Source organism: Acidimicrobiia bacterium, assembly GCA_041394025.1.
Lineage (GTDB): Bacteria > Actinomycetota > Acidimicrobiia > IMCC26256 > JAOSJL01 > JAOSJL01.
On sequence record JAWKJA010000002.1, the window covers coordinates 965,568 to 980,115 of the forward strand.

Here is a 14,548-nt window from a genome sequence, read left to right on the forward strand (position 1 = left end):
GAACGCGTCCCTATGCGGAGGGGAAGCGGAAGAGCTTCTCGGCGTTGCCGTGTGTCATCAGGTCGGCTTCGTCGGCAGGAACGCCCTCGAGGAGCTCGGCGACGCGCTTCTGGCTGTGGGGCCACGAGCTGTCGGAGTGTGGATAGTCGCACTCCCACATGATCTTGTGGACACCGATCTCGTGGCGGAGCTGCATGCCGATCACGTCGTCGATGAACGCGACCCAGACATTGCGATCGAAGACCTCCGACGGCCGGATGTCGGCGTCGAGGTGCGCCCAGTGCCTGTGGCGGTCCCACGTGTAGTCGGCCCGCTCCAGGGCGAACGGAACCCAGCCGATTCCCCCCTCGGACATCACGAACTTGATGGTCGGGAATTCGATCGGAATCCGACTCATCAGGATGTCGGTGCATGCGGACTGGGCGTTCGTGGGCGCCAGCGCGATTCCGACGCTCATCGGCGCGTCGTCGGCGGTGTGGGGCATCTTGCCCGAGGTCCCGATGTGCATGCACAGCACCGTGTCGGTCTCGGTGGCGGCGCGCCACACAGGGTCCCAGTAGTCGCTGTGCAGCGAGGGAAGCCCGAGGACTGCCGGGTTCTCGCAGAACGACAACGCACGAGCTCCCTTGCCGGCGCATCGGCGAATCTCCTCGCCCATCGCCTCCGGGTTCCACAGCTGTCCGATCACCATCGGAATGAAACGATCGGGAGCCGTCGGGCACCACTCGTCGAGAGCGAAGTCGTTCCAGGCACTCACGCAGAGGTCCGCGAGGTTCTTGTCCTTCGCATCGGCGAATCGGACACCGGCGAAACGCGGGAAGGTCGGGAACCCGAGGGAGGCCCGCACGCCGTCGCGGTCCATGTCCTTGACCCGCTCCAGCGGGTCGTAGCAGCCCGGGATCATGTCGGAGAACCGGACCGGATCCGTTGAGAAGTCCTCCTTGTCCCGACCGGCCACGGCGTTCAGCCCCATCGTCTCCGTTCGTTCACCCTCGAAAACCCAGAATTCGCGGTCGCCGTCGGACTCGACGTGGGGTCCTGCATCACGAAGCCGCTCGGGGAGCCGGTCGGTCCAGACGTTGGCCGGCTCGATGATGTGGTCGTCGACACTGATCAGGTCGTAGGCCATGGCGCACGCTTCCTCAAGGGTTCTCGGGTGCAGCAGAGCGGAATCCGCTTACCAAGTCATATGATACTGATCCCCGGGTGATCTGGCCACCGCCGCCAGCGTCCCCCGCACCCATCAGGGAGACTGCGCACGTGACCGAGGAGAGCGCCGAGCTGGCACGCTTTCGAAGCGACGTGCGCGCCTGGCTGGCCGACAACGTCCCGCGCGACTGGCGGAGCACGTTGGCGGGGGCCAGCCCCGAGGAGTTCGTGGCTTTCCACCACGAGTGGGTGCGTACCCTGCACCGTGGTGGCTATCTGGCTCCGCACTGGCCCCGCGAGTTCGGTGGTCCGGAGCTCTCCCTCGAGCAGCAGGTCGTGCTGAACCAGGAGATGGCACGGGCCGACGCGCCGGAGCTCCGGGTCCACATGATCTCGCTCAACCATGCAGGCGCCACGCTGATGCACTTCGGCACACCCGAACAGCAGCAGCACCTCGCCGCCATTCTCGAGGGCGAGATCTGGTGTCAGGGGTTCTCCGAGCCGAACGCCGGCTCCGATCTGGCCGCGTTGGAAACGCGTGCTGAACGACACGGCGACGTCTACGTCGTCAACGGCCAGAAGGTGTGGTCGTCGATGGCGCAGTTCGCCGACTGGGCGCTGCTCCTGGCCCGCACCGATCCCGACGCACCGAAACGCAGGGGGATCTCCTACTTCATGCTCGACGTCCACTCCCCCGGCGTCGAGCTACGACCGATCCGCCAGATCACCGGTGACGCGGAGTTCTGCGAGATGTTCCTCACCGACGTGGAGATCCCGGTCGAGAACCGCTTCGGCGAGGAGGGCGACGGCTGGCGCATGGCCCAGCTCACGCTGGCGAGCGAGCGTGGCCCGGCGGTCGTCGACCTCCAGCTGCGACTCCGTTCGGCGCTCGATGACCTGGCGGAGCTCGCCAGCACTTCGCTGGGCATCGGCGCGGGGACGTCGGCACTCGACGACGCCGATGTCCGCCAGGAGCTGGGGGCTCTCCACGCCGAGGTCGAGGTTCTCGGTCGCCTGTGCGGCGACATGGTGGACGACATCGTGCGCCACGGTGAGCCCGGGCCCGCTTCGTCGACGATCAAGGTTGTCTACAGCGAACTCCTCCAACGGCTGACCGGGCTCGGTGAGCGCCTGAGCGGACTTCCCGGACAGCGCGACGTCGGTCGCGGCTTCGCCGCGGCGTGGACGTCGGGCGACTGGCTCCTCGACTACATCGGCTCCTGGACGTGGACGATCGCCGGAGGGACCAACGAGATCCAACGCAATGTCATCGCCGAGCGCGTCCTCGGACTCCCGCGTGAGCCGTCGATGTCATGAGCCTCGCGGCGACGACCACAGCCTCCGCCGAGCGTAGGGATCTCCTCGAGAGCCTCCGCGAAACAGCGCGCGTAGTCCTCGGGCGCGAGTCCGCCTCCGAGCGCGTGCGAGGTTTGCTGGACGACCCCGTCGGTCACGATCCCGCGCTGTGGGCGACGATGGCGGATCTCGGATGGCTGGGGCTCCACGCTCCCGAGTCGCTCGGGGGATCCGGGGCGGGTTTCGGCGAACTGGCGGTCGTCGCCGAGGAGCTCGGACGCCATCTCACGCCCTCACCGTTCCTCGGCTCCGCAGTTCTGGCCACGTCGGCGCTCCTCGAAGCGGGCGACACACCGGCAACCCGGGAGTGGGTCCCCCGGTTGTGTGAGGGCAGCGCCATCGGAGCGGCCGTGCTCACGGGATCCGATGGCGCGGTCGGCGCCGACACGGTCGACCTCCGTCTCGGCGGCGGACGCCTGAGCGGAACCGCGGGCTATGTCATCGACGCGGCTGCCGCCGATCTTCTCATCGTCGGTGCACTGTCGCCTGACGACAGCGGTGACGGTGTCGTGTGCGCGTTGCCGACGAGCCGCGGTGGAATCGACATGACGCCCGTGCCGACCGTCGATGCCACCCGTCGCCTCGCCACCCTGACCTTCGCCGATGTCGAGGTCCGCGACGCCGAGATCCTGGCGTCCGGGCGCGTTGCGTCGGCGCTTTGCGGCCGCCTCCTGGACCTGGCGGCGGTCGGCCTGGCGCTCGACGCAGCCGGCGGCGCCCGCCACACACTGGAACAGACCGTCGCCTACGCAGGCGAACGCGAGCAGTTCGGCCGCCGGATCGGATCGTTCCAGGCCGTGAAGCACATCTGCGCCAACATGCTGATCGCCGTGGAAGGCGCAGCGGCGGCATCGAGCCGTGCCGTCGAAGCAGTCGAGCGCGATTCCACCGCCGTCCCCGAAGCTTCGTCGACAGCCAAGAGCCACGCTCTCGAGTCGTACGTCGCGGTCGCGGGCGACGCCGTTCAGGTCCACGGTGGTGTGGGATTCACCTGGGAGTTCGACTGCCACCTCTTCCTCAAGAGAGCACTCCTGGGGCGCTCCATGTTCGGCGACACCCGCTACCACCGCGAGCGCCTCGCAGCGCTCCTCGATCCGAGAGGCTGACCATGGCCGACAGATCATCCGACCACGATTCAACGGGAACGGTCCACGTCGATCGCGATGGCGAGGTCCTTCGCCTGCGCATCGACCGGCCACGGGTCCGCAATGCGTTGGACCAGGCGTCTCTCGAGATGATGGCCGACGAGGTCCAGGCGACGATCAACGATGACACCACGCGCGTCATCGCTCTCACCGGCGAAGGTGGGCACTTCTGCGCCGGCATCGACCTCCCGTCGGTGAACACGAAGGGCGAACGGCGTCCGCGCACCGGTCACGTGGAGCGGGGTATCGACGTCGGTGCACACCGTCTGGTGCGAAACCTCTGGCGTTCCCGCCTTCCGGTCGTGGCGGCGGTGCAGGGGCACGCCGCCGGGCTGGGCTGTCAGCTCGCGCTGGCCTGCGACTTCGTGTTGGTGTCGCCGACAGCGCGTTTCTCCGAGCCGTTCGTCCAGCGCGGCCTCTCCCCCGACTCTGGCGGCACGTTCCTGCTCCCACGACTCGTGGGCCTGGCTCGGGCGAAGACGATGTTGCTTCTCGGCGAGGTGATCGACGGGACGCAAGCCGCCGAGTGGGGGTTGGTCCACCGGCTCGTGCCCGACGACGAACTCGACGCGGCCTCAGAGGAGCTCGTGCAGCGTTGTGCAGCGATGCCGACGGTCGCGGTGGGTCTCGCCAAGGACCTCGTGCACAGCTCGCTCGAGCACACCTTCGAACAGGCCCTGGCCGACGAAGCCCGCACCGAGGAACTCCCGATCCGCAGCGCCGACTTCAAGGAGGGACTGGCCGCCTTCATGGACAGGCGTGATCCGGAGTTCGAGGGACGCTGACGAAGGCGCCGTGAGCCACGCTTCTCAGCTGGTGAGGCGTAGCTTGGCGTTGTCCCAGGTGAGCAGGCGGTCGTCAGGTGTGAAGCAGATGACGGCCGGCCTGGCGTAGTGCTTCTTCGCGGCGTCGGGAACGGATGCCGACGGAATCCCGAACTCGGCGTACTTCGCCGTGAGCAGCGACACAGCGCGCTCTGCTGTGCTCTCGTCGGACACGACCTCGGCGGCGCCGGTGAGCGACACGGCCTTCAGCTCGGTCCAGCGCTCACCCGATTCGACGACGAACGACGACCGTCCGTCACGCGTGACACGGCCGACCTTCTTCGACCCTTCGGGCGTCTGCATCCAGATGCGGCGGTCGTCCACGACGAACCACACCGGAAGTGACACAGGCACGCCGTCGGTCCGCAGAGTGGTGAACACGCCGGTGTGGGCGGACTCCACGAAGTCCCAGGCTTCGTCAACCGTCAGTCGGATGCCCACGGGCCTACTCCCTGCCGGCGTCTAGCATGGTCTTACTTATTGTACTGATTGTCGTCGAGAACCCGGAGGTCAGGGATGGTGAGCGACGTGCTCGTGCGCGACGAGGGCGCCGTGCGGGTGATCTCGTTCAACCGACCCGACCGCCACAACGCTCTGAGTGACGAGCTCCTGGCTAGTTGGCGGAGCGTGCTGGCCGAGACGTTCCGGGAGCGGTCGGTGCGCTGCATCGTCCTGCGCGGAGAGGGGCCCTCGTTCTGCTCCGGTCGCGACCTCGAACAGCTCGGCGCGCGGGACGCCGGCCAGAGTGACTTCGCCTTCATCCTGGATGAGCAGCGCGAGGCATTCGCCCTACGCGAAGCTCCGCAACCCGTCGTGGTGGCGCTCCACGGGCACGTGATCGGTGGAGCGTTCGAGCTGGCGTTGCACGCCGACGTACGGATCGCGGCCGCGAACGCAGAGATGAGCCTTCCCGAGATCAAGCTCGGCCTCGTTCCCGACATCGGGGGTGTCGACGCGCTGCACCACCTGGTGGGGCCGTCGAGGACGAAGCGGCTCGTGATGACCGGTGAGGTGATCGACGCCACCACAGCTCTGGGCTGGGGCGCCGTCGACGAGGTCGTCGAGCCCGCCGATCTCGACGGGCGCGTGCTCGAGATCGCGTCCCGACTCGCCTCCGCTCCCCCACAGGCCGTGCAGCGGGCCAAGAGGATGATCAATGCCATCACCGACGCGGCGGTACAGGCCGGACTTCGCCGGCAGCTCCGTGCGCAGGTCGATCTCTTCGCCGGTGCGGAACACCGCGAGATTCGCGCCGGGCTGCACGATCAGTCGGAATAGCCCGAAGGATCGCCGGTGACCGGCACCGTTCCCACCAACGACGTCTCGCCGTTCTCGGCCCTGCGCAGGAGCAGGTAGTCGGCGCCCTTGTAGCCGCGATGGTCGCGTGGCCCGAAGGAGATGACCGTTCCGGGACCGCCCGTGCACGACGGGAGGCTGTTGATCGTCTCGAGGGCGTCACGTAGGCCTTTCGGTGTGGCGATCCGCATACGACCCAGGCCGCGAGCGAGGACGTTCCCCACGTCGTAGCCGACCGTCGCGGCGCAGCCTCGCGGGCGCTCGCCGAAACGCTTCTGCCAACGCCCCTCGACCTTCTGGAACACCTCGTTGCCCTCGTGGTACTGGTCCACACCCACCCACCCGTTGAGGCGGCGGGCCTTGTCGGGGTTCATGTCGGCGCCCACGAATGCCGTGGTCATGATGCGCGGCGGGTCCCACGCCAATTCCTCGAACGCCGGCGCGGACTTCCGCGTGAGCTGACCGAGACCGAAGTAGACGAGAGCATCGGGCGCGAGATCATGGAGTGCGGCCAGTGCGGGCCGAATCTGGTCGAGGTCGGCGGCTGGAGCGACCGGCGCGGTGCCGACGATCGTGAGCCCCTTGTCGGCCGCGGCGAACTGGAAGTTCCGGTCGTACTCCTCACCGATCTGCGAGGGTGCGTCCTTCATGACGACGACTCGCCGGTGCCCCTCGTTTCGCAGCCACGACGCCATCAACCAGGGCTCCTCCGCGAGCCCGCCGTTGGGGAGGGAGAAGGCGAAGTCACCGAGGAATCCCTGCGAGCCGCAGATCGACATGGTCGGCACACCCGTGCGCTCCACCTCCGGCAGCACCGCCAGAGAGTTGTCGGAGGTCATCGGACCCGCGATTCCGAGCACGTGTTCGTTTTCGGCGAGATCGACCACTGCGTCGATGACGGGACGGGCGTCGTTCCACGGTTGGGCGATCGCCTCGCGCCGGACGAGCTCCACGGGGCGGTCGACCAGCCCCGACTCGAAGGCGTCCGCGACTGCGAGCTCGACCCCGTGCATGAAGTCGTCGCCGAATGCCGCGCGCAACGTGGGCAGATCGTCCACGACACCGATCCGGTAGGGCCTCACGTCGGGAATCGTGTCGTTCGCCATAGTCACTCCTATTCCTCATCCAGGGTCACCACCGTCACCGTGCCGGCGGTGCCGTCGACCTCCACCTGCTGACCGTCACGCAGCTGCGTGCTCGCCGTGCCCGTGTTCACGACGGCGGGGATCCCGTACTCGCGGGCAACGATGGCAGGATGGGACGCCAGCCCGCCGATGTCGGTGACCACGGCTGCTGCGAAGGCGAACAGAGGGGTCCAGCCGGTGTCGGTGACTCGAGCGACGAGCACCTCTCCCGGTTCGAGATCGAAGGACGTGGCGTCGTCGACGACTCGCACGCGCCCTCGGGCCGATCCCGGCGCCGCGGCGATTCCCGTGAGCGCCGAGCCCACGTCCAGTTCGTCGGAGGCCGTTCCCTCGCTGACCCAGCTGCCCTCGAACTGTGCAGGAAGTGCGAGCGCTGCCAACCGATCCTGTTCGCTGCGTCGCTCGGCAACGAGGTGCGCTGCGTCTTTCGGCGGGTGCTCGAGCTCGTTGAACAGCAGGTAGAAGACACCGTCGGGGTCGTCGATCTCTCCGGCAGAAGCGAGGCGTCGGCCATGCTCGCGAACCGCCGTACGGAGGCTGTGTTGGAACCGCATCGCTGCGTCGCGTGCGCGCTCGCGGCGACGAACAGCCCCGAGAGCTCCCTGCGTGATCGCGCGGAGAGGGAGCGAGACCTCCACGGGGGAAGCATCGAAACGCTGGGGCGCGTCGGCCGCCTTGAGGACGGAGTCCAGGAGGATCTCGGGACGATCGGCGAACACGCTGTTCGCGAGCTCGGTCTCGCCGGGCCCGCGGTGACCGACCTGGTCGACGAGTGCGTCGAAGCGGGCGGCGAGGCCTCCTCCCGATGTGTGAAGGACCCGTAGCGCCTCGTCGGGCTCCTTTCCCTTCAGCTCCGCGTGGAGTGAGGTGTCGGCGAGGAGTTCGTCGGCGAGACGTCGCACACCGCGCACCGCCTCGGCGCTCTCGAGTTCACTCGCGTCCCCGCGCAGGCCGGACACGGCATGCTCGCCGCCGACCCGCTCGAGGACGGCCAGGAACCCGCTCGCAAGCAGGTTCCCGGTCGTGGCGGTGTTCCACGCCTGCACCACGAGGTCGTGGAGCAGCCCGATACGTGCCACGAGTCGCTCGTCGGCAAGGGACGCCACCTCGTGATCGGTCGTCTGCTGGTTGTGGGCCTGGGCCACCAGTCGGCTCACCTCCCTCTCGAAGCCCCACTGCACCGGCAGGACGCGCGCCATGAGGCGTGCCGCGTGGAGCAACTCCGCAGCGGTCGGCGACGTCTTCGGAGGTGACGGCCTGTCGATCCCCAGGTACTGGCGGTCGAACTCCTCAGGGCTCGAGCCCGGGAGCGACTTCGCCATCTCACGCAGCACACTCACGTTGCCGTACATCCGGTGAGCGAACGATCCGACCGGACGCGCCCGCAACTCGGTGGCCGCCGGGTCGACCAAACCGAGCATGCGCGCTGTGTGGTCGGCGCACCCGCGCATCGTCGTCATGTTGAGGTCGAGAGACAACGGCGTCATCGGGCCCGGAAAGGCCTCTCCCAGGTTCGCCGCTGTGTAGATCGGGAAGCGTGGGTCCACGAGCGTGTCGAGCGACCCGACGTCGCTGTCCGCTCCTGCCGGCTCCAGTGGGCCACCGTCCGCCGGAGCCATGTCGGGCACCACGTCGACCGGTGCCCATCGGAGACGCCACGGCACGTCGACCTTGCGGTTTCCGAGGAACCAGAAGCGTGTCGACACCCGAGCCAGGTCCTCGAGCGCCTCGGTTCCGGTCCACGCGCACCGGAATCCCCACTCGTCGCGTAGGCGGGTCGTGTCCACCACGGGCATCCAGCGGAGACCGTCGAGGCTGTCGGGGTCTACCGGGAGCAGCCCACGCTCCCAACCACTCGACACGAGCCTACGGAGGAATCCCTCGGAAACCCGTAGGACGCGTCGGCCGAGAATGCGACCCACGTCGTCGATCCCGAGCACGTTGTCGGTTCCCAGATTCACGATGCCGGTACGCTCACCGAGACAGGCCTCGGCGTGGAAGCGTGTGGCGTCCTCCTCGTGGATGAACTGGAACCGTGTGGTGTCGCCGGTGACTGCCACGAGAACAGGTGAGCCGAAGATCTCGGCGCCGTAGTTGTCGACAGACCGGCCGACGACCGGAGCCGTCCTCGTCACGACGGCGTCGACACCCGAATTCTCGATGAGATCCTCGGCCTCGGCCTTGTGCGCCGCATAGAGCTCGTGGGTCAGCGGCCGGCGCTCGTCCGTCTCCTTCAGGGCGGCGGGATGGTCGGGGCGAGGGCCGTAGGCCAGAACCGACGACGAGAAGACGAGTCGAGGGCACCCCGTACGGTCCATGGCCTCCAGAACGTTGGCCGTACCGCCGACGTTGACGTCGCGGGTCTCCGTGCGGCTGCGGAGTGGTGTCACCGCCCAGGCCACATGGGCGACGGCATCACACCCCTCCATGGCCGCCGTGAGCGACGTCCGATCGCGGATATCACCTTCCACGTACTCAACATCGGGAAGGCCCGTAGGGCGGTGGCGCGCGTATCCCACGACGGTTGCCCCCTGCCGGTGTAGTCGCCCCGCGATGTGGCGGCCGAAGACGCCGGCGGCGCCTGTCACGAGAATCCTCATGGTCTCACCCGTGTCGTGTGATCGGTCAGGTCGGAATGTCGGACGGTTCCCGGAGGCGGATGTGGTCGACTCGCGAGCCTCGCGGCGCCTCGAGAACCGCAACAACGGTGGCGGCAACGTCCTCGACGGTCATTCGGTGCTCGGCGCCGGCAAAACGCACCATGCGCTCCATCATCGTCTCGGAACGATCGTGGATTCCACGACCCATCTCGGTTCCCTCGGTTGCTCCGACCTCGAACTCCGTGACGCGCACGCCCGTCGTGCCGATCTCGCCGCGCAGCGCTGACAGGAACTGCGAAACGGCTGCCTTCGTGGCGCAGTAGACGGCCATTCCCGGGACAGGCGTCGTGGCGGCAACCGACGTGACGTGGACGATCCGCCCGGTGTCGCGCGGGAGTAGGTGACGAAGCGCCGCCTGCGACACGCGCAAGGAACCCGTGAGATTCGTTGCAATCAACATCTCCCAGTCGTCTTCGGACTGCTCGACGAAATCGGAGTACGCGACGGCTCCGGCCGTGTTCACCACGATGTCGAACGGGGGATCGGCAGCCTCCGCCCGCTCGAAGAGCGAATCGACGTCGCGTCGAAGAGTCACGTCGGCCGGAATTGCAGTCACCGAACCGGCTACGCCGGCCAGCGAGCCGACCAGTTCGTCGAGGCGGTCGGCGCGTCGCGCGGCGGCCAGGACGTTCGCCCCCTCGGTGGCCAGGTACCGGACCACGCCGCACCCCATCCCCGAGGACGCGCCCACAACCACGGCCGTGTGACCTTCCAGGCTGCTCACGACGTCCACCGCGCCATTGTGCTCCCCGCTCGGAATCATCTAACGAGGTTTGACAATAACCGCTCGACGGTACGAGGATACGGGTGTGGACGTGCCCGGGCTCCGCTACAGCGTCGACGCGGGCGTGGCGTCCATCGTCATCGACCGGCCCGAAAGGGCCAATGCCCTGACGATGGAGATGTACGAAGCCCTGAACTGCAGTCTCTGGGAGGCCGAGCTCGACGACTCGGCCGACGTCATCACGATCACCGCCACCGGCGACGAGTACTTCGTCCCGGGCGGCGACCTCTCGTCGGGAGCCGACGACTGGGAGAGAGACGTTTCCGGGCGTCTCGCCCACGTGGAGGGCGACTTCCCCTACCCCACGTTCGAGCGGATCTCCAAGATCGTCATCACAGGTGTGAACGGAATGTGCCAGGCGGCCGGCATCGTGATCGTACTCGTGAGCGACCTCGTGGTGGCCTCGGAGAACGCGAGTTTCAAGGTTCCCGAGGCCCTCCGCGGCCTCGTCGAGCCGTTCGTGCCGGCCCGCCTCCCCTCCCACGTCGGACTCGCGAAGGCGCGGTGGATGATGTATACGGGCGAGGAAATGAGCGCCGTCGACGCCGAACGCTTCGGTCTCGTCGGGAAGGTTGTCCCGCACGACGATCTCGGTGCCGCCGTCGACGACGCTGTTGCGGCGGTGCGCCGCACCGGGCCTGAGGCCCGTGCCCGCTACAAGCGGCTGCTCACCGAGGCACAGCCCCCGTTCCGCTACGAGGAGTTCTTCGACCAGATGCGCTCGCCCGAGGCAGTCGAGGGGATGCGCAGCTTCACCGAGAAGCGCCCGCCCTCGTGGCGTCCCACGTCCGACTGACCTCCTCCGACCGACCGCCCGACACAAAGGACCCGAACTCGTATGCCGACGTCGACCGAGGACCTCGACAGGAAGTTCTGGAACGAAGAGGTACAGACGATGCCGCGCGAGCAGCTGCGCGCTGTTCAGGACGAGCGAATCGCCGAGGCGGTAGCCCGTGCCGCCGAAGCGCCGTTCTTCGCCCGCCGTTTCGCCGACGCCGGGATCGATCCCACCGCGATCACGTCGGCCGGGGACCTGGAGCAGATACCGCCCTTCCGCAAACAGGCTCTGCGGGAGAACGAGGCGGAGCACCCGCCCATCGGTGACTACCGCGTCACGGGCTTTCGGGGCGCCATCCGACTCGCCATGTCGACCGGAACCACCGGTCGTCCGACCTTCACGCTGTGGACAACCAACGACCTGGCGCTCGAGTGCGAACTGGGTGCCCGCCAGCAGTGGCGTGCCGGAATCCGTCCCGGCATGGTCGTCGTCAACGCCCACCCCGGGTACCTGAACGGCGGGCAGGCGTTCGTGTCAGCCCTCTACGAGTCGATGGGATGTCTGTCGGTGTCGCTCGGACCGCCCGACTCCGTGGAGGCCGCCGAGAAGTCGCTCCGGGCGATCGAACACATCCCGGTGGACCACTGGGGCCTGTTCCCCGCCGCGCTGCACCGATTCCGTGAGGCTGCAGAGAAGCTCGGTTACACGGGCGAACTCCCGGAGCCCGAGTCGATCGGTCCCACGTATCAGTACGACCGCATCAGCGCGGGGCAGGACTGCGTCGGCTTCCTCGGCAGCGCCTGCTCACCGGGCAAGGGGTCACACCTCGCCGAGGACTACGCCGTTGTGGAGGCCCTCGACCCCGACACCGGCGACGCCGTCCCCGACGGCGAGCGCGGCTACTTCGTCGTGACCTCGCTGGGTCGCGACAACCCGATGATCCGCTACGACATGGAGGACGTCGTCCGGATCGAGTCGGAGCTCTGCGACTGCGGCGAGACGTCGCGTCGGGCGTTCTGGGAGGGACGCGCCAAGGACATCGTCGAAGTGGCCGGCCAGTGGGTGCTCCCCGTCGACGTGTGGAAGGAACTCCCCGCCGACGCCGAATACATGCTCATCCGCCCGCCGAGCCCTGCCGACGTGCTCACCGTACGAGTGGAAGGCGACGTGGCGCGCGACCTCGCGGAGCGCCTCGAAGCGTCGATCGGCGTCCCGGCGAACGTCGAGAGTGTTCCTGAGGGGACCTTCCCCCGAGCGTCCTACAAGTCCGTGAGGGTCCTCGACGAGATCTGACCGACGGCTACTCCCTCTCAGAAGCCCGAGCCACCGTCGACGTTCACGAGCGCGCCGTTCACGTAGCTCGCCCGTTCCGAGAGGAGGAAGGCCACGACGTTGCCGATCTCCTCGGGCATGCCCCAGCGGTCGGCCCAGGTGAGATGGCCCATACGCTCGTTACCGATCGGGAAGTACTCCTCGACGGTGTCGAGCCCGTAGGTCTCGAGCCTCCCCTCGAGGTTCGCCAGCACGCTCTCGGAGGCGATCCACCCCGGCATCACGGCGTTCGTGCGGATGCCGTCGTGCGCGAACTCCTGAGCCATGTTCTTCGTGAAGTGCGCCAGCGCCGCCTTGGCAGCCGAGTAATGGGCGATGCGCGGGATGTAGTGGCGCACCGACATGGCGGAGATGTTGACGATGGCGCCGCCTCCCTGGGCCTTCATCAGGGGTACAACCTCCCGGCACGCGCGCACGGCCGCCATGAGCACGGAGTCGATGGCCAGATGCCACACGGCATCGGTGCGGTCCTCGAACTCGGGGACGACCTCGCAGGCCCCGATCACGTTGACGAGGGCGTCGATCCGGCCGAAGTGACCGTGGACCTCGGCGACGGCGCGAACGACCTCGTCGGGGTCGAGGAAGTCGGCGGGGAACGTCGCCACGTCGGCACCGGTCCCTGCGATACTCGCCCCCGTCTTCTCCAGAGTCTCGGCTGTGCGGGCGACGAGGGCCAGGCGCGCACCCTCGGCACCGAGAACCTCGGCGGAACCGCGGCCCATACCCTCGCTGGCGCCGCACACGAGCACCACTCTGTCCTGGAGTCCGAGATCCACCGAGACACCTTCCGACAACGACCGGAGCGCGGTCGCGCACCGGGAAGCCCGCCATTTTTCTGAGCTTGACAATGATTGTCAAGCTGCGCAAGATGCGCCCATGACCCCCGAGAACCCACACACCTTCAACCCCACGGATCCGATCGACGCAGAGGATCCATACGACGAGCTCGAGGAGCTGCGCAGGACGTGCCCCGTGAGCGAACCGCTTCCGGGCGTGAAGTTCGTCACCCGCTTCGAGGATGTCGCGCACGTGTTCCGCGACTGGGAGACCTACTCCAACGCGGGCGGGCTGCGGCTCAGTGGCGACAAGCCCCCGGAGAAGCAGACTCTGAACGAGATCGATCCACCCCGCCACGGCCCGATCCGCCGCATCATGCTGACGTCCCTCGCCCCGGCCCGGATCCGCAGCGCGGAGCCCTACATCCGAGATCTGGCGGCGAAGACCGTCGACGCCTTCGCGGGCACCGGGCACGCCGACCTCGTGGAGGACCTGGCAGTCCCTCTCCCCTCCACCGTCATCACGCACATGCTGGGTGTACCGGAGTCCGACCGGGAGCAGTTCCACGCCTGGACGGCCGACATGGTCGAGGACAAGGCGACCTCGGAGGGTGGGCGACGTCAGCGTGCCGAAGTCGAGGAGGCCTTCGACGCGTACATCCAGGATCAGATCGACCAGCGACGGGCGATGGACGAACCACCCGAGGACATCATCTCGACGATGATGACCGAGGAACTGTCGAACGGGACGTACCTGACGGACCAGGAGATCGTCACACAGGTCCGGTTCGCGTTGATGGCCGGCAACGAGACGACCACCAACCTGACGGCCAATCTCCTCTACGAGCTGATCCGCGAGCCGGAGCGCTACGAGCGCGTCCGCAACGATCGCGATCTGATCCCCATCGCCATCGAGGAGTCACTACGCCACGACTCCCCCGTTCAGCTGATGATGCGGACAGCCACCGGAGACACGGAGCTCGCCGGGTGTCCGATCTCCGAGAAGGAGCGCGTCATCCTCAGTATGGGCTCGGCGAACCGTGACACCGACGTGTTCGGGCCCGATGCCGACCAGTTCAACCTCGACCGTGGGCTCGTGAAGAACCACCTGGCATTCGGGTTGGGTGCGCATCTCTGCATCGGGGCGCCACTCGCACGCCTCCAGGTGACGATCGCTCTCGAGGCACTGCTCGACCGCGTCGCGGACCCCCGGATCGCCGACGACTTCGTCTACGAGAAGGTCCGGTTCTTCGGATTCCGGGCGCCACAGCACCTTCCGGTGACCTTCACGCCGAGCTGAATG

At 67.7% G+C, this 14,548-nt stretch carries 13 protein-coding genes; 7 read left to right on the forward strand and 6 right to left on the reverse strand.

Annotation, left to right across the window (positions count from 1 at the left end; translation table 11 throughout):
- Nucleotides 1-10 precede the first annotated feature (10 nt).
- Nucleotides 11-1,129 (reverse strand): amidohydrolase family protein, encoded by a 1,119-nt coding sequence (locus R3A49_04480; protein MEZ5169986.1) that lies wholly within the window; start codon nt 1,127-1,129, stop codon nt 11-13.
- Between the two features lie 131 nt (nt 1,130-1,260).
- Between R3A49_04480 and R3A49_04485 the strand changes: the two genes are divergently transcribed.
- From R3A49_04485 to R3A49_04495, 3 genes are read left to right on the forward strand one after another with little or no spacing between them, the layout of a single operon-like run.
- Nucleotides 1,261-2,466: an acyl-CoA dehydrogenase family protein gene (locus R3A49_04485; GenBank protein MEZ5169987.1), complete on the forward strand. Its 1,206-nt coding sequence runs from the start codon at nt 1,261-1,263 to the stop codon at nt 2,464-2,466.
- Nucleotides 2,463-3,611, forward strand: coding sequence for an acyl-CoA dehydrogenase family protein (locus tag R3A49_04490; protein ID MEZ5169988.1), 1,149 nt, complete (start codon nt 2,463-2,465; stop codon nt 3,609-3,611). The genes R3A49_04485 and R3A49_04490 overlap by 4 nt, the downstream gene beginning before the upstream one ends.
- 2 nt (nt 3,612-3,613) lie before the next feature.
- A complete protein-coding gene (locus tag R3A49_04495) occupies nt 3,614-4,435 on the forward strand; it encodes an enoyl-CoA hydratase-related protein (GenBank protein MEZ5169989.1) in 822 nt (273 codons plus the stop codon).
- A gap of 24 nt (nt 4,436-4,459) precedes the next feature.
- Here R3A49_04495 and R3A49_04500 read toward each other — a convergent pair whose 3' ends face one another.
- Nucleotides 4,460-4,915 carry a pyridoxamine 5'-phosphate oxidase family protein gene (locus R3A49_04500; GenBank protein ID MEZ5169990.1) on the reverse strand — a complete coding sequence of 152 codons (456 nt, stop codon included), beginning with the start codon at nt 4,913-4,915 and terminating at the stop codon, nt 4,460-4,462.
- A gap of 78 nt (nt 4,916-4,993) precedes the next feature.
- On the opposite strand from R3A49_04500, the gene R3A49_04505 reads away from it, so the two are divergent.
- Nucleotides 4,994-5,752: an enoyl-CoA hydratase/isomerase family protein gene (locus R3A49_04505; GenBank protein MEZ5169991.1), complete on the forward strand. Its 759-nt coding sequence runs from the start codon at nt 4,994-4,996 to the stop codon at nt 5,750-5,752.
- On the opposite strand, the gene R3A49_04510 is transcribed toward R3A49_04505, so the two are convergent.
- From R3A49_04510 to R3A49_04520, 3 genes are read right to left on the reverse strand one after another with little or no spacing between them, the layout of a single operon-like run.
- Nucleotides 5,740-6,876 (reverse strand): ABC transporter substrate-binding protein, encoded by a 1,137-nt coding sequence (locus tag R3A49_04510; GenBank protein MEZ5169992.1) that lies wholly within the window; start codon nt 6,874-6,876, stop codon nt 5,740-5,742. The genes R3A49_04505 and R3A49_04510 overlap by 13 nt on opposite strands.
- Nucleotides 6,877-6,884: 8 nt before the next feature.
- Nucleotides 6,885-9,515 carry an NAD-dependent epimerase/dehydratase family protein gene (locus tag R3A49_04515; protein MEZ5169993.1) on the reverse strand — a complete coding sequence of 877 codons (2,631 nt, stop codon included), beginning with the start codon at nt 9,513-9,515 and terminating at the stop codon, nt 6,885-6,887.
- Nucleotides 9,516-9,540: 25 nt separating this feature from the next.
- Nucleotides 9,541-10,308 carry an SDR family oxidoreductase gene (locus R3A49_04520; GenBank protein MEZ5169994.1) on the reverse strand — a complete coding sequence of 256 codons (768 nt, stop codon included), beginning with the start codon at nt 10,306-10,308 and terminating at the stop codon, nt 9,541-9,543.
- Nucleotides 10,309-10,384: 76 nt separating this feature from the next.
- On the opposite strand from R3A49_04520, the gene R3A49_04525 reads away from it, so the two are divergent.
- Nucleotides 10,385-11,155, forward strand: a complete 771-nt coding sequence (locus R3A49_04525) for an enoyl-CoA hydratase/isomerase family protein (GenBank protein MEZ5169995.1) — start codon at nt 10,385-10,387, stop codon at nt 11,153-11,155.
- Between the two features lie 42 nt (nt 11,156-11,197).
- Nucleotides 11,198-12,430 (forward strand): hypothetical protein, encoded by a 1,233-nt coding sequence (locus R3A49_04530; protein ID MEZ5169996.1) that lies wholly within the window; start codon nt 11,198-11,200, stop codon nt 12,428-12,430.
- A 17-nt stretch (nt 12,431-12,447) separates the two neighbouring features.
- Here R3A49_04530 and R3A49_04535 read toward each other — a convergent pair whose 3' ends face one another.
- Nucleotides 12,448-13,245, reverse strand: coding sequence for an SDR family oxidoreductase (locus R3A49_04535; protein MEZ5169997.1), 798 nt, complete (start codon nt 13,243-13,245; stop codon nt 12,448-12,450).
- 100 nt (nt 13,246-13,345) lie between these two features.
- Between R3A49_04535 and R3A49_04540 the strand changes: the two genes are divergently transcribed.
- A complete protein-coding gene (locus tag R3A49_04540) occupies nt 13,346-14,545 on the forward strand; it encodes a cytochrome P450 (protein ID MEZ5169998.1) in 1,200 nt (399 codons plus the stop codon).
- The last annotated feature ends 3 nt before the right edge of the window (nt 14,546-14,548 follow it).